The sequence below is a fragment of the Rhodococcus sp. NPDC057014 genome (genome assembly GCF_042673295.1).
Lineage (GTDB): Bacteria > Actinomycetota > Actinomycetes > Mycobacteriales > Mycobacteriaceae > Rhodococcus_F.
In genome coordinates, this window is record NZ_JBHUSF010000174.1 from 1 (window position 1) to 18,002 (window position 18,002).

Here is an 18,002-nt window from a genome sequence, read left to right on the forward strand (position 1 = left end):
GTATCGCCGATGCCCTAGCTCGGGGTCTGCGCCGCGCCGGCGCGACCGGCGATCTCACCGGCACGGGTCGTCGCGGCGGCGGTCCCCGCGATCGCCCAGTTCGCCGGGTCGACCTCGACGATCTGTCCCCGCACCAGCGAGCGCTGCGCACCGAGGAGGTCGACGATCAGATCGGTGAACCGCGCCGCGAGTTCCTGACGTTGCGTCGCGGGGCGGCCGGCGAGCACGATCGCCGTGAAGTACGGCGCGGGCGGTGCCCCTGCTCCGACGACGCTCCCGGCGACGGCGACGTCGTCGGGGTGGTATCGGACGATGAAGACCCGGACTCGTTCGAGTGGAGCGTTGAGGACCTCGGAATAGCAGCGACTCGCGGCGGTGAGCAGTTCCCGGTGCTGCTCGGGCGTGTAGGCGCCGTCGACGAGGTGGAAGTGGGCGACGGGCATGGGCCGCAATTCCTTTCGGTGGAAGTGGTCAGGAGGTTCCGTGGCGGGTTCCGCCGTCGACGTTGAGCACCGAACCGTGCAGGACCGCGGCCTCGGGGGCGAGCAGCGTCTCGACGATCCAGCCGATTTCGCCGAGCGTGGGCAGCCGGCCGAGGGTGGTCTTCGCGCGGTACCGCTCCCAGATCTCCTCCGCATCCCGCCCGGTTTCCGCGGACTCCGTCTCGACGAAGGCGCGGAGCCTCGGCGTGTCCACCGGTCCCGGAGCGATGGTGTGCGTGGTGACACCCTTCGGACCGTACAGGGCGCTGAGCTGGCGCATGAGGTTGAACACGGCGGCGTTCGCCGTGCCCGGTGCGGCATCGAGGGGGCCGGGTTCGAGGCCGAGCGAGCCTGCGATGGTCACGAACCGGGAACCGTCGACGAGCTGGTCACGCACGGCATGCAGCAGTCGCAGCAGTCCGCCGACCTTGATGTTCGTGGCCACGGCCAGGTCGCCCGGCGGGATCGTTTCGGCGGAGCCCCGCACCGGCAGGCCGGCGGCGAACAGTGCCAGTCGCACGGGTGAATCCACCTGAGCGGAGATCGTTTCGATTGCGTCGTCGTGGGCGATGTCGGCGGTGCAGGGGGCGATGCGCTCGTCCGCTGCGGCGAGCTTTTCGAGGTCGTCGGTGCTACGGGCGACGGCGAGGACCCGCAGCCCGCGGCGGGCCAGGCGCAGGGTGATCTCGGTGCCCATCGCACCGGTCGCACCCACGACGACGCAGAGTTCCGGTGATGTCACGGCAGGGTTCTCCTCGGAAGAAAAAGGGCTCTACTGCTGTGATCGTGGGTGGTAGTCGGGTCTGGTGAGGGCGCACGCCGTTGTCCCAGTAGCGTTCTGGCTTGTCTAGGGTCAGTCGGCTACATGTGTGGAGAACGGCGTGCGCGAAGCCAGGATATGGCGTCAGGTGTTGGGTGTCGAAAAGACGGTGATCGAGGGCGTCGATTTCGACGAAACGGCCGAGGCTGTGATCGTGTCGGTCCGGCCGCAGGCGCGGGCGCGGTCCCGGTGCGGGCTGTGCGGTCGGCGCTGCCCCGGCTACGACGGGGGCGCCGGGCGGCGGCGGTGGCGCGGCCCGGACTGCGGCCTGATCCGCACCTTCGTCGAGGCCGAGACACCCCGGGTGGCCTGCCGTGAGCACGGGGTGACGGTGGCCGCGGTGCCCTGGGCCCGGCACCGCGCCGGGCACACCTACGCGTTCGATCAGACCGTGGCGTGGCTGGCCACCCACACCTCGCAGTCGGCGACCTGCGAGGTGATGCGCACCGCGTGGCGCACGGTCGGGGCGATCGTGGAGCGGGTGTGGGCGGACACCGCACCCGCCCGGGACCCGCTGGCCGGGCTACGCCGGATCGGGATCGACGAGATCTCGTACAAGAAGGGCCACAAGTATCTGACCGTCGTCGTCGATCACGACTCCGGTCGGCTGGTGTGGGCCGCCCCGGGCCGCGACGCGGCCACCCTGTCCGGGTTCTTCGACCGGCTTGGGCCCGCACGCTGCGCGAAGATCACCCACGTCACCTCGGACGCGGCCGGGTGGATCGGGTCGGCGGTGGCCCGGTACTGCCCGGATGCGGTGCGCTGCGCGGATCCGTTCCACGTGGTCGCCTGGGCCACCGAAGCCCTCGACGCGGTGCGTCGGGCCGCGTGGAACCGGGCTCGGGCCACCGAGAATGCCTCCCGCGGTGGCGGGTGGAAACCTCGCCGCCGCCCGAAGGCCGGGCCGGCCCGCGCGGTCAAACGCAGCCGGTGGGCGTTGCTGAAGAACCCCGACACGCTCACCGCGCAGCAGCGGGCGACGCTGCGGTGGATCGAACTACACGATCCGGTCCTGCACCGTGGATACCGGCTCAAGGAGAGCCTGCGGTTGATCTTCCAGCTCCCGGTCGAGGACGCCGCCGCCGAACTCGACCGATGGATCGGCTGGGCGAGGCGGTCCCGGATCCCGGCGTTCGTCGCGTTGCAGAAGAGCATCCTCGTCCACAAACCCGCGATCCTCGCCGCCATCGAGCACCGGTTGTCGAACGGTCGGATCGAATCGGTGAACACCAAGATCCGGCTCATCACCAGGCGCGGCTTCGGGTTCCACACCCCCGAAGCCGTCATCGCCCTCGCGATGCTCAGCCTCGGGGGCGCCCGCCCACAACTACCCGGCCGGAACTACCCACGAATGAGTCAGTAGAGCCAGAAAAAGCAACCGGCCGGAGCGGTGAGGTACCGCTCCGGCGGCTGGTGGACGACAGGGAATCAGCTGCGCAGCCGGATGGTGACTGCTCGCGGTTCGGTGAAGAACTCGCGGGAGTATTGGCCGCCCTCGCGGCCGAGGCCACTGCTGCCTTCACCGCCGAATGGCAACCGGAGGTCGCGTTCGAAGAAGGTGTTGATCCACACCGTGCCGGCCTTCCAGCGGGCGGCCATGCGGTGGGCGCGGTTGAGGTTGTCGGTGAACAGTATGCCGGCGAGTCCGTACGGGGAGTCGTTGGCGATGCGCAGCGCCTCATCCTCGGTGTCGAAGCCGAGAACCGTTTCGACGGGCCCGAAGATCTCCTCGCGCGCGGTACGCGAGTCGTTGGTGAGCCCGGTGATGACGGTCGGTGGGTAGTAGAACCCCTTGGCGCGGGCGTCGTCGGTGAGCCGGGACCCGCCGGTGACGATCTTGCCGCCTTCCTCCTGCGCCAGTTCGACGTAGCTGTGTACCTTCTCGAGGTGCTTCTCCTCGATGAGCGGGCCGACGAAGTTCGCGGGGTCCTTCGGGTCACCGACGGTGAGGTTGCGGGCCTGTTCGGCGAACCGGTCGAGGAACTCGTCCATGATCGAGTTCTGCACCAGCAGGCGTGACCCGGACAGGCATACCTGTCCGTTGCCGCCGAAGATGGCACGGATGGCCATCGGGACGGCAATGTCGAGGTCGGCGTCGTCGAAGACGATGTTCGCGGATTTGCCGCCCATCTCCGCCGAGACCGGGGTGTGGTTGACCGCGGCCGCCTGCAGGATCTTCACGCCGGTGGCGCTCGATCCGGTGAACGTGATCCGGTCGACCCGCGGGTCCGCGGTGAGTGGACCGGCGACGGCCTCGCCGCCGAATCCGTGGACCACGTTGAGGACGCCTTCGGGCAGGCCGGCCTCGAGGGCGAGTTCGGCGAACCGGTGCGCGGTGAGCGGCGTCTGCGGTGCGGGCTTGAGGACCGTGGTGTTCCCGAAGGCCAAGGCGGGGGCGATCTTCCACGTCGCGAGCATCAGCGGCGCGTTCCAGGGGCTGATCGCGGACACCACCCCGGCGGGCGGGTACAGGACGTAGGAGAGCAGGTCCCCGTCCGGGTAGGCCTCGTTGGCGGCCATGGACACGTAGTCGGCGAAGAACCGCAGGTTGTGCGCGACCCGCGGGATTTCGGCGTGCAGGGACTGGTTGATGCTCTTGCCGCCGTCGCGGGTTTCGATCTGGGCCAGTTCCTCGCGGTGTTCGTCGACCTTGTCGGCGACGGCGTGCAGGATCTTCGCACGCTCCTTCGGCGACATCTGCGGCCACGGACCGTCGTCGAACGCCTTCCGCGCCGCTGAGACTGCGTCTGTTCCATCGGCGGCCGTTCCCCGCGGGACGGTGCCGAGCAGGGAGCCGTCGTGCGGGTCGCGAGTTTCGAACGTGGCGCCGTCCGATGCGGGACGCCAGTCACCACCGATGAGGTGCTTGACGTCGGAAATTTCCGGTACTGCGGTCATGTGCTCTCCTGTTGAATCAGGCTGGGACCCAATAGCCTTCAGATCCTGATGTGGCCGCGGCAATGCGCGGCATGTCATACACGGTGTCTGTGACTTACGACACTACGAGGCGCGTTCCGTGCACACCATGGCCCCACACGCACATCGCCTGGTCTCCAGGCGCACGGCAACGGCACGGAAAGTCCGAGGAAGGGGCGCTCACAGACCCCTCGTCCGAAGCACCCCTCCACGCGATCAGGCTCCCGCCAGCGCCGGAGTCTCGTAGGTGCGGCCGGCCAGTTCCGAGGCGACGTCGATGATCATGTCTTCCTGACCACCGATGACACCGCGACGGCCCAGCTCCATGAGGATGTCGCGGGCAGGCACGCCGAACTTCTTCGCGGCCCGCTTGGTGGGGTGGAAGAACGTGGAGTACACCCCGGCATAGCCGAGAATCAGGGCGGTCTCGTCGACGATCTGCGGTTCCTTCATCAGCGGAGCGACGATGTGTTCGGCGGTGTCGATCAGCGGGAACAGGTCGACCCCGGTGTCCCAGCCCGCCCGCTCGAAGGCAGCGGCGAGGACCTCGGTCTGCGCGTTACCGGCGCTGGCACCGAGCCCGCGCAGGGACCCGTCGATGAAGGTCGCCCCGTTTTCGGCGGCGGTGAGTGCATTGGCGATCCCGACGCCGAGGTTGTTGTGGGCGTGGAACCCGATGTCCGCGGTGATCGCCTGCCTCAGGGCAGCGACCCGGTCCCCGGCGTGCTGGGGAACCATGGCACCGGCGGAGTCGACGACGTAGACGACGTCGGCGCCGTAGGAGTCGAGTTTGGCGGCCTGCTCGGCCAGCGGCTCGGGCTCGAGTTTGTGGCTCATCATCAGGAACGTCATCACCGTCAGGCCCTGCTCCTTGGCCCACTCGACGGGCTGCTGCCCGCAGTCGGCCTCGGTGCAGTGCACCGCGACGCGGACGGTCTTGATGCCGGCGTCGATGGCCTGCTGCAGTTCGGCCAGGGTCGCGATGCCGGGCACGTAGAGCGCGGCGATGTCGGCGTTCTCGACGGCGTCGACCGCGGCGCGCACGTAGTCCGGGTCGGTGGCGGCGGCGAACCCGTACTGGATGGACGAGGCGCCGAGTCCGATGCCGTGCGCGACCTCGATGGTGCCGACACCGGCCTTGTCGAGGCCGCGGGCGATGTCCGCGACGTTCTGCGGGGTGAACTGGTGCGAGACCGAGGACATGCCGTCGCGCAGCGTGGTGTCGACGATCGTGATCTTCTTCTGGGCGGGGGTATTCACTGTGCTGCTCCCTGGACGAGGTTCTGCTGGGCCATGACGTCGGCCACCTGGACGGCGGCCGCGGTGATGATGTCGAGGTTGCCGGCGTAGGTGGGCAGGAAGTCGCCGGCGCCGACGACCTCGAGCATCACGGTGACCAGGTCGCCGTCGACGTCGACCAGGCGCAACGAGTAACCCGGGACGTACTGCTGCACCTTGGCGACCATGTCGACCACTGCGCGCTCGATCGCGGCGGCGTCGGGATTGCGGACCTTGGCGTAGACGGTGTCGCGCATGTTCATCGGCGGCTCGGCCGGGTTGATCACCGAGATGGCCTTGGCGCGGTCGGCGCCGGCGACCTGGGCCAGCGCCTTGCCGGTCTTCTCGCTGAATTCGCTGAGGTTCTGGCGGGTGCCGGGGCCGGCGCTGTGGGAGGCGATGGCGGCGACGATCTCGCCGTAGGAGGCGTCGGCGACCTCGTTGATGGCGTAGAGGATCGGGATGGTGGCCTGGCCTGCGCAGCTGACCATGTTCACGTTGGGGGCACTCAGGTGCGCGTCGAGGTTGACCGCGGGGACCACGTACGGGCCGACCGAGGCGGGGGTGAGGTCGATGGCGGTGATCCCGGCCTCGGCGTAGCGCGGTGCCGCGGCGGCGTGGATCTTTGCCGACGTCGCTTCGAAGACGATGTCGGGCAGTTCGGGCTGGGAGAGCAGCCAGTCCAGGCCGCCGGCGGAGGCCTCGAGCCCTTCCTGTCGGGCGCGGGCCAGACCCTCGCTGGCGGGGTCGATGCCCACCATGAAGCGGGGTTCGACGTGCTCGGACCGCAGCAGCTTGTACATCAGATCCGTACCGATGTTGCCGGAGCCGATAATCGCGGCGCTCTTGCGACTCATTGTGTGCCTCTCGCTCATATCTGCCTGTGCCGACAGAACCTGGTGCGTCGAAATGTGGTGGAGTACCCGCATGCGGTCTGCGCTTACATCGCGCTCACACCCCACCGAAGTCCCTTTCGAGACAACCACCGATGCGCTGCGGTGGGTTCGATGGTCGGAATAGCCGAACAGCACCCCGGTGTGGGACCGCCCCGATCCGGATTAATCGAAGATCGGGCCGAGACGCGCTGGTCACGGCCCGTGGTGGCGATGCGCGGCGACCGCACGCCGGGGCCGACGCGGTGCGCCTGGAGGCAAAACGATGTGCGCCTGGAGCCATGGCTCGACGCCCCCACGGCTCGTAGTGTTCTAGGCCACAGGCAGTCATAACCGCGACAGCGGTCACCGCCGGTTCCAAGGGCCCGGACGTATCCCCGCCCGAGTCCCGTATCCACCACAAACGTCGCCGGCGAACACGGCCCACCGCGGTCATGGCGGCGCGATAAAGGAGAACGACATGAGTGACTCTCGGTTTGAGATTTCCCATCTCGCCCGTGCCGAACTGCTGAGCCCCAAGCCGCAGGAAACGGTGGACTTCTTCACCAAGTTCCTCGGGATGTACATCACCCACACCGAGGGGCAGTCGGTCTACCTGCGCGCCTACGAAGACCCGTACCAGTGGAGCCTGAAGGTCACCGAATCCACCAAGGCCGGACTCGGCCACGCGGCACTGCGCACCAGCTCCCCCGAGGCGCTCGAACGCCGGGCCGCCTCGCTCACGGACGCCAACGTCGACGGAGCATGGCGCGAGAGCGACTTCGGATACGGCAAGACCTTCACCTACCAGTCCCCGGACGGACACAACCTGGAACTGCTGTGGGAGGTCGAGAAGTACCAGGCCCCGCCGGAGCTGCAGTCCAAGATCCTCACCCGCCCGTCGAAGAAGCCGCTGCAGGGCATCCCCGTCAAGCGCATCGACCACCTCAACCTGCTCGCCAGCGACGTCAGCGCGGTGAAGAACTCCTTCGAACGCCACCTCGGGTTCCGCACGACCGAACGCGTCGTCGACGGCGACACCGAGATCGGTGCCTGGATGAGTTCGAACATCCTCGGCCACGAGGTCGCCTGTCTGCGGGACGCGCAGGGCGAACGCGGCAAGATGCACCACCTCGCGTTCTACTACGGCACCGGCCAGCACAACATCGACGCGGTGGAGATGTTCCGCGACTACGACATTCGCATCGAGGCCGGCCCCGACAAGCACGGCATCACCCAGGCCCAGTTCCTCTACGTCTTCGAACCCGGCGGCAACCGCATCGAGCTGTTCGGTGAGGTCGGGTACCTGCACCTCGATCCCGACGGCGAGACCAAGACCTGGCAGATGTCCGACATCGACACCGGGCTGGCGATCGGCGGCGCGAAGCTTCCGTGGGAGACCTACTTCACCTACGGCACCCCCAGCCCGCTCTCGCTCGACCAGCACATCGAGAAGTACGCGCACTTCGGCCCCGGTGGCCCCGGCCCCGACGCGGCAGCAGCCGAGCACGCGATCTCGGACGAGATCGACCAGTCCCACGCCGTCGCCGGCACACCCGTGTCCTGATACGCACGTGGGTGTGATCGGAACCCCGGTCACGCCCACGTGATTCCACGACAAACGCGACGGACCTCCTGGTCCGTCGCGTTTCTTCGTGCGTAAGCGCAGCCTTGCACCGATTTTCGCGAGCACGGGTCGCCCCAGCCGCAGCCGTGCGCCTGAATGCCAAATGATGTGCGCCTGACGCCATGGCACACCCGCAACAGGGCTCGTAGTGTTGTGGATCACAGGCACAAACCGCGAATGACCTTCGCGACAGGCTCGACGTAGAACCGAGCACGACGAGCCCCTTGCCGACTTACACACCTGACCTTCTGGAAGGCCTCTTCATGAATGACGTTCAAGTGCAGTCCAATCTGCGCGTCGCCGAGGTGGACGGTTTCGAGATCGCCGTCGATGTGTACCGTCCGGACATCGACAACCCCCCGGCGGTGATCTATCTCCATGGTGGCGGATGGCAGCTCGGTGACAAGAAGGACGGCGCCGATGACCGTCTCGCACGGCTGGCCTCGTACGGCGTCGCCGTGGTGTCCGCGAACTACCGTCTCGCGCCGCAGGGTTCGTATCCGAACCCGATTCACGACGTCAAGGCGGTCGTGCGGTGGCTGCGCGCACACGGAGCCGAGCTGGGGGTCTCCACCGACCGGATCGGGGTGTGGGGCGCATCGGCAGGTGCGTACCTGGCCACCATGGTCGGACTGACCCCCGGCGACGAGGAACTCGAAGGTGTCGTCGGCGACGATCTCGATCAGTCCAGCCGCGTCGACGCCGTCGTCCACTGGTTCGGACCGTCCGACCTGGCCGCCAACGCAGGCCGCAGCTGGATCGAAAGCCACCTTCTTCCACCGCCGTTCGAGAACGCCCTGCTCGGCGAAGACGAAGTTTCGGCGCCGTCGGACACCTCCTGGAACGCCAGCCCACTCAGCCGCGTGACGTCTCTGGCCCCGCCGTTTCTGATCGCGCACGGTGACCGCGACCGGATCACGTTGTCCGCGCAGAGCCACGCACTGCACGACGCCCTGGTCAGCACCGGCGCCCGGTCCACCCTCCTCGTGCTCGGCGGTGCGGGCCACGAAGGCCCCGAGTTCGATCAACCCGATCACCTGGGCATCACGGCAGCCTTTCTCTCCGCGCACCTCCGCGGCTGAACACCCAGAACTCACGTTTCGACAACCTCCAAGGAGAAGAACAATGACGCAGGATGCAGCGGTCGAGCAGCAGCAACGGCCGGCCGGTATTCCGAGTTTCGACGACGATCTCCACGTCGACGCGGTGCTCGTCGATCCCTTCCCCACCTACGCGAAGCTGCGCGATGCCGGGCCGGTGGTCTGGCTCGAAAAGTACGGGTACTACGCCTGCGCCCGCTACGACGAGGTGTCCGCGGTGCTCTCGGACTGGGAGACCTTCACATCCCGTGAGGGCGTGGGGTTCAACCAGTTCTTCAACGGCATCACCGAGACCAGCCTGCAGACCGAGGGCGATCACCACGACGAGATCCGTCAGATCGAGGGATGCCCCATCAAGAAGGGCCCGCTCGAAGAGCTCAAGCCGCGGCTGCAGGACTTCGCCGAGAACCTGGTCGAATCCCTGAAGGGCAAGGACAACCTCGACGGCGTCGCGGACGTGGCGATGGCGATGCCCATCGAGATCGTCACCGACCTGGTCGGTGTCGAGGGCGTCACCCAGGAGCAGATGTTCAAGTGGGGGGTCGCCGGATTCGACAGCATCGGCCCCCTGCACGCCCCGCGCACCCAGCCGGCCCTGGAAACGATGATGGGATACATGGAGTTCGCCGACGAGAACTTCCCGAGCAATGTGCGTGAGGGTGGTTGGGCGGATCAGCTGTTCAAGAACGGTGCGGCCGCGGGATGGCCGGAGGACTTCGCCCGCGGGGTGATGAACGACTACATCTACCCGAGCGTGGACAGCACCATCAGCGCGATTGGGATCGGCCTGCTGCTGTTCGCCCAGCACCCGGACCAGTGGGACCGCCTGCGCGAGGACCGTTCCCTGCTGACCAGCGCGATCCCCGAGATCGTGCGCCTGGCCTCGCCGTTGCAGTTCTTCACCCGGGTCGCGACGAAGGACACCGAGATCGCCGGAGTGGCTATTCCGGAGGGCTCGCGTGTGGTGGTGATGTACGGCTCCGCGAACAGGGACGAGCGCAAGTTCGAGAACCCGGATTCGTTCGATATCACTCGTGACCCGGCCGGTCACCTGGGGTGGGGTCGTGGGAAGCACGCGTGTCTGGGAAAGCCGTTGGCGCGGTTGGAAATGATCACGTTGTTCAACGTGCTCGCCGACAACGTCGAACGCTTCCATGCCGGTAAGCACCGCTTCCAGCCCAACAACATCATCCGCAGCCTCGGGGAGCTCGAACTCTCCATCACCTGGGCCGACAAAAACTAGCTAGCCGGCGTTCCGACGTCGTCCCTATCGCATATGGAAGGGAAAGAGAAGATGAAGATCCAGATCGAGTACGGAATGTGTGATGGTCACGGAGAGTGCGTCATCGCCGCCCCCGAGGTCTTCGACCTCAACGACGACGGCGACGAGGTGATCCTGCTGGACGAGACTCCCGCCGAGGAACTCCGCGACAAGGTCACCGCCGCAATCAAGCTCTGCCCCGTCGCTGCCATCCGCATCGAGGGTTGAGCCGTGACCAACACAGTGATCGTCGGCGGCGGCCTGGCCGGTCTCCGCGCCGCGCAGCGGCTCCGCGAGACCGGCACGTCCGAGCTGATCACCATCGTCGGCGACGAGAAGCATCGCCCGTACAATCGTCCGCCCCTGTCCAAGCAGCTGCTTGCCGGAACCATGTCCCCGGTGGAATGCGAATTCGACACCGCGGCTGACGACTTCGAATGGATCCTCGGTAACGCCGCAGCCGGACTGGACGTGGAGAACCGGCGGCTCAGCCTCACCGACGGCGAGATCGGCTACGACAAACTGATCATCGCGACCGGTAGGGGTGCGCGCACCCTTCCCGGGCTGCCGGAGCTGGACGGATTCCACGTGCTACGCGGCCTCGACGACGCAATCGCCTTGCACACCGCAGCCCAACACGCCGACAACGTGGTCATCATCGGGGGCGGCTTCATCGGATGCGAGGTCGCATCCAGCCTGCGCGTCAACGGGGTCGAATCGGTCACGATTGTCGAGCGGGCCGCCACGTTGATGCCCCTTCTCGGACCGGACATCGGCCGGTTCGCCGAGCGCCTGCACCGCGAGCACGGCGTGAACATCCACTGCAACACCTCGGTGACCCAGTTTCACGGGGAAAGCCGAGTCGAGCGGGTCGAACTCGACAACGGCCAGATACTCGACGCCGATCTGGTCCTGCTCTCACTCGGATCGGTTCCCAACACCGACTGGCTGATGGGATCGGGTCTGGAACTGGACCAGGGGAGCGTGGTGTGCGACGAGTTCTGTCACGCATCCGGGCACCCGGACATCGTCGCAGTCGGGGACGTCGCATCCTGGACCCACCGCGGTGTCGGAAAGCGGGTCCGGATCGAGCACTGGTCGAACGCTGCCGACATGGGTGCGGCCGCGGCGGAGAATCTGTTCGCCGCGGTCGGCGGGAAAGCCCCCTACTCACCCATACCGACGTTCTGGACCGATCAGTACGATGTCAATTTCAAGGCGGCCGGGTTCGTCACGATGGTCGACAGCTTCGTGCCGGTGGACACCGGCGTCGAGGGCAAGTGGAACTGGGACGGGCTGGGCGAGTCCGGGCTCGTCGCAGGTGTCACCGCGAACGACAACAAGGCCTTCCTGAAGTACCGGCGCACCATCGCCGGAGCCGGAACGAAACCCTGACACAGTGTCCACCACGCCGCAGTCCCACCTCTCACTCGCGGGGTGGGACTGCGGCGATTTTGTCCAGTCAGCGCCGGCGGTACTGGCCGGGGCTGGCTCCGTAGAAGGTGCGGAACGACCGGCTGAAGTGCGAGATGTCCTTGAAGCCCACCCGGCTCGCCAGGTCGCCGATGGTGATGTCAGTGCTCAGCAAGATCATGCGAGCACGCTCGAGCCGAGCCTGAAGAAGCCACTCACTCGGCGTACTTCCGGTGCTCTGGAAGATCTTCTGCAGGTACCGAAGCGAGATTCCCAGCTCGGCCGCGGCTTCGGTGATCGACAGGTTCTCGTCGTGGAGCCGGGTCTTGAGCAGGTTCTGCGCCCGATGCAGGTCCGCGGTGTGGGCTTGCTGCGTCGGGCTGACCGTCCCACCCGTATCGGCCAAGGCGGTCACGATCATGTCCAACGCGGAGGCCGACAGTGCAGCGGCCGGCGCATCGGGCACCGCGGCATCGAGGGCGGCGAGCTGCTGCAGGAACCTGCTGACGACGACGCCCGCACCGGAAGCGGCCGACACCGGCTGTGCCATCACTCGGTCGACGTCCCGTTCGGACATCCGACCCAGCAGCAGCGTGCGGGGAACACGAACGACGATCTGCTCGAACCGCTGTGGGAAGTCGAACCTGAATGGCTGTCCGGCGTCGATGACCGCGAACGAGCCCTTGTCGAGCCAGATCGAATGGTCGTGCTGCTCGATCCGCCCGGGACCCTCGGTCACCGCGCACAGAAAGTAATCCTCGGAATCGGTGTCGCCGATCATCGCCGGTGTCCGCAGAACCGAATGCGCGTGGGCGCGTACGGTACTCAGGGACAGGTCCCCGAACTGCCGAGTGCTCAGTCTCGCCTCGAAGCGGCCGCTACGCGACTCCCACTGCGGGTCCATCTCGCAGTAGGTCTCCGCGAGAGCGTCCGTCCACCACTCGCGGCCGCCGGACATCTCCTGGCGCGCCGGCGTCGTGTTCACGGGCGGCGGGGTCTCCCCATCGGGGGCATTGTCGTCCTGATCGTCACGCGTTGACATCGCGGATCACCTCCTCAGGTGAACGCAGTGTTACACGCTCAAGGCTACCGGTTGGCCCTGAAAGGATTATCCGACGTAACAGGTACCCGCGGGGGCCGGTTGTTCGGATACCCCGAACATGGCCGATGCCGCGGCGACGTGGCCGTGCGCCCGGGGAGGCGCGCGACCACGTCGGCTCCCGGTCAGCCGGTGATCTCGCGTCCGAAGATCTGCCGGGCGAGCACCCACTTCTGGACCTCGTTGGCACCCTCGTAGATCTCACCGATCTTGCTGTCCCGGTAGAACGCCTCCACCGGTCCGTCGGTGTCGTCCGCGCCGAGGGACTGGGTGAATCCGAGCCCCCCGAACGCCTGCACGGCGTCGCGGGCCATGTCCACGGAGATCTCGGTGCCGCGCAGCTTGGCCATCGCGGCCTCCGGTTCGGGGAAGGCGACCCCGGAGTCCAGTCGCAGCGCCGCCTTGAGGTACAGGTCGCGGGCGGATTCGATGGCCGTGGCCCGGTCCGCCATCAGAAACTGCCAGTGCTGCTTGCCGGCCAGGGGGCCACCGAAGGCATGCCGTCGAGCAAGGTGCTGAGCGGTGTGGTCGAATGCGGCCTGGGCCATTCCCACCCCGGCGGCGGCGATGCCGATCCGTCCGTAGGTGAGGGTCTGCAGGGCGATCTTCAGCCCGCCGCCCTCCTCGCCGAGCAGCGCGTCGGCGTCCAGGTGCACCTGGTCGAGGATGACGTCCGCGGTGATCTGTCCCTTGTTGCCCAGCTTGCGGTCCGGGGTGCCGATGGTGACGCCCGGGGTGTCGGTGGGCACGATGAACGTGCTGAGCCGATTGCCGGTGCGCGCCAGCACGACGACGAAGGCGGCCACCGCGGAGTTCGTGATCCAGCGCTTGCGGCCGTGCAGGACCCAGCCGGTCGCCGTCCGGGTGGCCTCGGTGGTGACGGCGGCCGGGGACAGGTCGCTCGAGGCGCCCGGCTCGCTGGTGGCGAACGATCCGACGATCTCACCGGCGACCACCGGGGCGAGCCAGCGTTGCCGCTGCGCATCGGTGCCCTGGTTGACCGCATTACCCGCGAGAATGCAATGCACGTCGAAGATCGCGGCGACGCTGTTGGAGTAGTACGCGAGTTCCTCGACCGCGACGGCGGTCGCGGTGGCGCGGTGGGTCAGGTCGTCGCCGCCGACGTCACCGGCGAACGGGATCCGGAACACACCGGCCGAGGCGAGCGAATCGAACGCGTCGCGGGGGAAGCCGTCGATCCGTTCGTCGCCGCGGGCGATGCGGCTGGCGATCGGGGCGATCGTATCCGCGGCGACCCGGCGTACCCGGCGGCGCACCTGCCCGATCTCGGGCGGGGAGAGCAGGTCGTGGTAAATGCGGTCGGCGATGCGCGGAGGATCGTAGGTGTCGATGTCGGTATCAGCGTCGACGGCATGAATTGTGATCACGAGGGCTCCCAGGAGAAAGACGGTGGTGTCCCTACTGGTCTACGGTCCCCGGCCGCCGCGGACAACACAGTGTCGGCAATGCTGATCGGCACCCCCCGGCCGATCAGCATTGTCCAGCCACTCCGATCAGCGCGCGGCGCGCCGCTCGGCGATCGTGACATCACCGGCCGCCCAATGCGTCTCCGGCACTTCCCGGACCACGACCCGAATGTTCTCCTTCGGCGCCTCGATCGCCCGGTGCGCGGCCTCGGTCAATTCGTGGATCAGCGATCGGATCTGCTCCGGGGAACGGCCCAGGCCGATGGTGACATCGATGAACGGCATGCGGTTATCCTCCCGAGATGGTGATCGAACCGAGCGAGGTGAAGTGCGCGGCCACACGGGCGCCCGGTTCGACCGCGACGGCGTCCGTCATTCCGCCGGTCAACACGACCCATCCGGCTTCGATGGCGTGCCCCCGCTCGGCCAGCGTGTTCGCCGCGAACGCGAGCGCTTCGGCCGGATGACCCTGCACGGCGGCGCCGGTCGCGGTGTCGACGATCTGTCCGTCGATCTCGAGCAAGCACGCCTCGAGGGCGAGGTCGAGATCCTCGGGTCGCCGCAATACCGGGCCGGTCACGTACACGCCGGACGAGTTATTGTCTGCGACAGCATCTTCGAGGGTGAACTTGAATCGGGCGTAGCGGCTGTCGATGATCTCGATCGCCCCGAATACATGATCGACCGCCGCCAATGCCTGGGCCGCGGTGACTCCGGGGCCGGCCAGCCTGCGGCCCATCACGAACGCGATTTCCGGCTCCGCGCGCGGGTGGATGAGACGGTTGCGGGGGACCGGGTCACCGGCGGGCAACGCCATGACATCGGTCAGCCAGGCCACGGAGGGGGCGTCGACGCCCATCTGCCGCTGCTTCGCCCGGGAGGTCAGCCCCAGCTTGATGCCGGTGACGATCTCGCCGCGGGCCTTGCGGGCGGTAAGGGCGATGTCCTGCGCCTCGTAGGCGACGGGCAACGTCAGGCCGGGCCACTCGGCGGACAGCGAGGTGCGTGAGGTGGTGGTGGCCTCGGCGTCGAGGAGGATGTCGGCGATGCGGCCGGCGCTCCAGTTCTGTTCGCTCGTCTGCTGTTCGCTGGTCACTGTTCTGCTCGCTCTCCGAGGATGGCGGACACGCTGCCGAGTCCGCTCATGTTGGCCACGATGGAATCGCCCGGCGAAATGGGGAAGGCCTTGGTCATCGACCCCGGCAACACCACGTGGCCCGGTTCGAGGGTCACCCCGAGCGGGCCGACGGTGTTGGCCAGCCACACCAGCGAATTCAGCGGGGAGCCGAGCACGGCGCCGCCGGCGCCGGTCGCCACCAGTTCACCGTTGATGTGCAGCGTGCAGCCGGTCAGTCGCAGATCGACGTCGCGCAACAGCACCGGACGACTCCCGAGAACGACTCCGCCGGAGGAGGCGTTGTCGGCGATGGTGTCGAAGATGCCGATCTTCCAGTCCCGGATCCGGGAGTCGACGATCTCGAGGGCGGGAAGGACGAACTCCACGGCACGGACGGCGTCCGCGATGGTGACCCCCGGCCCGGTCAGCGGGCGGCCGAGGACGAACGCGGTCTCCGGCTCGATCCGCGGCTGGATGTAGGTCGCGGCCGGAATCGGCTGGTGCTCGAGGTGGAACATGCTCGCCGTCAGGTGACCGAAGTCGGGCTGATCCACCCCCATCTGACGTTGGATCGCGGCGGACGCGAGCCCGACCTTGTGCCCCTTGACGGTGTCACCGTCCTTCTCCCACTGCTCGACCTGAGCCTGCGCGATGCGATAGGCGGTCGACAATTCCGCCGGCGCGAACTCGGGAGTCAACGGATCGATCGGCGTACCGCTGCGGTACGCCTCCAGCAGCCGCTGCGCGGCGCCGTGTACCTGGTCGGAAGACATGAAGACCTCGGGCTTTCCTCGGAAGCGCCCCGCGTCGCTGTCGCAGCTCCGCCGGGGATGTGACCTGTTGCACTTAACTCCCACCCTCGGGCACTATGGGCCGTTATGCAAGACGATTGTGCCGATGAACGGCACAGCACCACCGGAACGACCGCCGCCGGCGACGCCGGCTCCATCGCCCGTGCGGTCGCCGTGCTCGACACCCTCGGCGCCGCCGACACCGCCCTCGGGGTCTCGGAGATCGCCCGCCGCTGCGGCCTGCCCAAGTCCAGCGTGCAGCGAATGCTCAAGGCGCTGCATGCGGCGAAGCTGCTCGAACGGGACGGCACCCGCTACCGGCTCGGACTCAAACTGTTCGAACTCGGTCAGCACGTGCCCCGCCAACGCGACCTGCGCGAGGCGGCCCGCCCGTTCATGGCCGACCTGCAGGAGGCGACGGGCCACTCCGTCCACTTCGCGGTCCTCGACGGGGACTGCGTGGTCTACCTCGAGGTTCTGCACAGCCCGAACGCCCCGCCGCTGCCGACCCGGATGGGCGGCCGGTGGCCCGCACACGGCACCGGCATCGGCAAGGCCATCCTCGCCTTCTCCGACCAGACCGTTCTTGAGCACATCCTCGCCACCGGCCTCCCACGCCTGAGCGAGCGGACCATCGTGGAGCCGGGCCGGTTCGCCGCCGAATTGGCCCGAATCCGCGAACGCGGAGTTGCCTACGACTTGGAGGAGTCGCGGGCCGGTGTGGCCTGCGTGGCCAGCCCCGTCTTCGGGTTGGGAGGTCAGGTCGTCGCCGGAATCTCGGTGTCCGGATGGCACACTCGCATCAACCTCGATCATTCGGCGGCCGCCGTCCGGACCGCGGCCCTGAGTTTGTCGCGGTACCTGTCGATGCGATCGGGCTGAGCGCTCAGCTCGCCGCCGCGACCGTCGGATCGTCGCGCTCGGTCTGCACCACGGGGTCCGCGGAGTTCGCGATCGCCCGCGAGATCTCGGCGCCGGCGGCGATGACCGCGTTCTTGAATTCCGTTTGGGCGGGCACGAACCGGCTGGCCGGCACACTCATGCTCACCGCCGCGACCACCAGTCCCATCTCGTCCCGGACGGGTGCGGCCACGCAGTGCACCTCGGGAACAGCCTCACCGGCATCGAAGGCGCACCCGGACCGCAGCACCGACCGCAACTCCTGCGCCAGGGAGGCCGGATTGGTGATCGTCGACGGCGTCAGTCGCCGCAACGGCTTGTTGGTGATGTTGCGTTCGATCTCGCCGGGATCACATTGCGCGAGAAGAAGTTTCCCCACGGCGCTGCAATGCGGCTCGAGATGCGCACCGACCCGGGCTCCGGCGACGTTGATGACGTGGTTACCGAGCACCTTGTCGACATAGAGCACCCGGTACCGCTCCATCACGGCCAGGTGGGTGGTCTCGCCATACTTGTGCGCCAGATCCTGCAGAATCGGTGAGGCGCAGGAGCGGACATCGACGGTGCCCTTGAGGGTCTGGCTCAGTTCCACCACCCGCCAGCCGATGCGGTAGCGGCCGCGGTTGCGGCACTGCAGCAATCCCGTCTCCACCAGGGAGGACAGCAAGGCATGCGCACTCGAGCGCGGCACGTCGATGGCCGCGGCAACCTCGGACGCCCCCCATTCCGGACGGGACACGGTGAACAAGTCCAGAACAGGACCGATCTTCTGAACCGTTTGAAGAGGCGCCACAATACTTCCTTTCGCGTTCGCGACGACCAGGTGCGCCGTCGCTCCCCGAGTATGTGCGGCAGCTCACACACGGGTCCACCCGTTCGTGCCGGTCACCGGCACGAAC

The 18,002-nt window shown here is 67.6% G+C and carries 18 protein-coding genes; 7 read left to right on the forward strand and 11 right to left on the reverse strand.

Going from position 1 to position 18,002, the window contains the following annotated elements:
- Window positions 1–14: 14 nt before the first annotated feature.
- On the reverse strand, window positions 15–443 hold the full coding sequence (locus ACFTZB_RS27850; protein WP_378436145.1) for a 4-oxalocrotonate tautomerase family protein: 429 nt from the start codon (window positions 441–443) through the stop codon (window positions 15–17).
- A 28-nt stretch (window positions 444–471) separates the two neighbouring features.
- Window positions 472–1,224 (reverse strand): SDR family NAD(P)-dependent oxidoreductase, encoded by a 753-nt coding sequence (locus tag ACFTZB_RS27855; RefSeq protein ID WP_378436147.1) that lies wholly within the window; start codon window positions 1,222–1,224, stop codon window positions 472–474.
- Between the two features lie 139 nt (window positions 1,225–1,363).
- On the opposite strand from ACFTZB_RS27855, the gene ACFTZB_RS27860 reads away from it, so the two are divergent.
- Complete coding sequence (locus ACFTZB_RS27860) at window positions 1,364–2,665, forward strand: ISL3 family transposase (RefSeq protein ID WP_378436149.1); 1,302 nt, start codon at window positions 1,364–1,366, stop codon at window positions 2,663–2,665.
- A 65-nt stretch (window positions 2,666–2,730) separates the two neighbouring features.
- On the opposite strand, the gene ACFTZB_RS27865 is transcribed toward ACFTZB_RS27860, so the two are convergent.
- From ACFTZB_RS27865 to ACFTZB_RS27875, 3 genes are all read right to left on the reverse strand, one after another.
- A complete protein-coding gene (locus ACFTZB_RS27865; protein WP_378436151.1) occupies window positions 2,731–4,200 on the reverse strand; it encodes an aldehyde dehydrogenase in 1,470 nt (489 codons plus the stop codon).
- 234 nt (window positions 4,201–4,434) lie between these two features.
- Window positions 4,435–5,478 (reverse strand): 4-hydroxy-2-oxovalerate aldolase, encoded by a 1,044-nt coding sequence (dmpG, locus tag ACFTZB_RS27870; protein WP_378436153.1) that lies wholly within the window; start codon window positions 5,476–5,478, stop codon window positions 4,435–4,437.
- Window positions 5,475–6,353, reverse strand: a complete 879-nt coding sequence (locus ACFTZB_RS27875; protein WP_095863728.1) for an acetaldehyde dehydrogenase (acetylating) — start codon at window positions 6,351–6,353, stop codon at window positions 5,475–5,477. Before ACFTZB_RS27875 ends, dmpG begins: the two co-directional genes overlap by 4 nt.
- Window positions 6,354–6,849: 496 nt before the next feature.
- Between ACFTZB_RS27875 and ACFTZB_RS27880 the strand changes: the two genes are divergently transcribed.
- The 5 genes from ACFTZB_RS27880 (at window position 6,850) to ACFTZB_RS27900 (ending at window position 11,751) form a co-directional block, all read left to right on the forward strand.
- The gene (locus ACFTZB_RS27880) at window positions 6,850–7,935 is read left to right on the forward strand and encodes a VOC family protein (RefSeq protein ID WP_378436156.1); all 1,086 of its coding nucleotides are present in this window, start codon (window positions 6,850–6,852) and stop codon (window positions 7,933–7,935) included.
- A gap of 323 nt (window positions 7,936–8,258) precedes the next feature.
- The gene (locus ACFTZB_RS27885) at window positions 8,259–9,077 is read left to right on the forward strand and encodes an alpha/beta hydrolase fold domain-containing protein (protein WP_378436158.1); all 819 of its coding nucleotides are present in this window, start codon (window positions 8,259–8,261) and stop codon (window positions 9,075–9,077) included.
- Between the two features lie 43 nt (window positions 9,078–9,120).
- A complete protein-coding gene (locus tag ACFTZB_RS27890) occupies window positions 9,121–10,338 on the forward strand; it encodes a cytochrome P450 (RefSeq protein WP_378436160.1) in 1,218 nt (405 codons plus the stop codon).
- A gap of 51 nt (window positions 10,339–10,389) precedes the next feature.
- Window positions 10,390–10,584 (forward strand): ferredoxin, encoded by a 195-nt coding sequence (locus ACFTZB_RS27895; RefSeq protein ID WP_378436163.1) that lies wholly within the window; start codon window positions 10,390–10,392, stop codon window positions 10,582–10,584.
- Between the two features lie 3 nt (window positions 10,585–10,587).
- On the forward strand, window positions 10,588–11,751 hold the full coding sequence (locus ACFTZB_RS27900; RefSeq protein WP_378436165.1) for an NAD(P)/FAD-dependent oxidoreductase: 1,164 nt from the start codon (window positions 10,588–10,590) through the stop codon (window positions 11,749–11,751).
- Between the two features lie 67 nt (window positions 11,752–11,818).
- On the opposite strand, the gene ACFTZB_RS27905 is transcribed toward ACFTZB_RS27900, so the two are convergent.
- The 5 genes from ACFTZB_RS27905 to ACFTZB_RS27925 all read right to left on the reverse strand — a co-directional run bounded on the left by ACFTZB_RS27905 (window position 11,819) and on the right by ACFTZB_RS27925 (window position 16,185).
- Complete coding sequence (locus tag ACFTZB_RS27905) at window positions 11,819–12,811, reverse strand: helix-turn-helix domain-containing protein (RefSeq protein ID WP_378436167.1); 993 nt, start codon at window positions 12,809–12,811, stop codon at window positions 11,819–11,821.
- A 182-nt stretch (window positions 12,812–12,993) separates the two neighbouring features.
- Window positions 12,994–14,256 (reverse strand): acyl-CoA dehydrogenase family protein, encoded by a 1,263-nt coding sequence (locus ACFTZB_RS27910; protein WP_378436169.1) that lies wholly within the window; start codon window positions 14,254–14,256, stop codon window positions 12,994–12,996.
- Between the two features lie 126 nt (window positions 14,257–14,382).
- Window positions 14,383–14,580 carry a tautomerase family protein gene (locus ACFTZB_RS27915; RefSeq protein WP_015889164.1) on the reverse strand — a complete coding sequence of 66 codons (198 nt, stop codon included), beginning with the start codon at window positions 14,578–14,580 and terminating at the stop codon, window positions 14,383–14,385.
- A 4-nt stretch (window positions 14,581–14,584) separates the two neighbouring features.
- On the reverse strand, window positions 14,585–15,391 hold the full coding sequence (locus tag ACFTZB_RS27920; protein ID WP_378436171.1) for a 2-keto-4-pentenoate hydratase: 807 nt from the start codon (window positions 15,389–15,391) through the stop codon (window positions 14,585–14,587).
- Window positions 15,388–16,185: a 2-keto-4-pentenoate hydratase gene (locus tag ACFTZB_RS27925; protein WP_378436173.1), complete on the reverse strand. Its 798-nt coding sequence runs from the start codon at window positions 16,183–16,185 to the stop codon at window positions 15,388–15,390. The genes ACFTZB_RS27920 and ACFTZB_RS27925 overlap by 4 nt, the downstream gene beginning before the upstream one ends.
- A 105-nt stretch (window positions 16,186–16,290) precedes the next feature.
- Between ACFTZB_RS27925 and ACFTZB_RS27930 the strand changes: the two genes are divergently transcribed.
- The gene (locus tag ACFTZB_RS27930; protein ID WP_378436175.1) at window positions 16,291–17,085 is read left to right on the forward strand and encodes an IclR family transcriptional regulator; all 795 of its coding nucleotides are present in this window, start codon (window positions 16,291–16,293) and stop codon (window positions 17,083–17,085) included.
- 4 nt (window positions 17,086–17,089) lie between these two features.
- Here the strand turns inward: ACFTZB_RS27930 and ACFTZB_RS27935 are convergent, their stop codons facing one another.
- On the reverse strand, window positions 17,090–17,896 hold the full coding sequence (locus tag ACFTZB_RS27935; protein WP_378436177.1) for an IclR family transcriptional regulator: 807 nt from the start codon (window positions 17,894–17,896) through the stop codon (window positions 17,090–17,092).
- Between the last annotated feature and the right edge of the window lie 106 nt (window positions 17,897–18,002).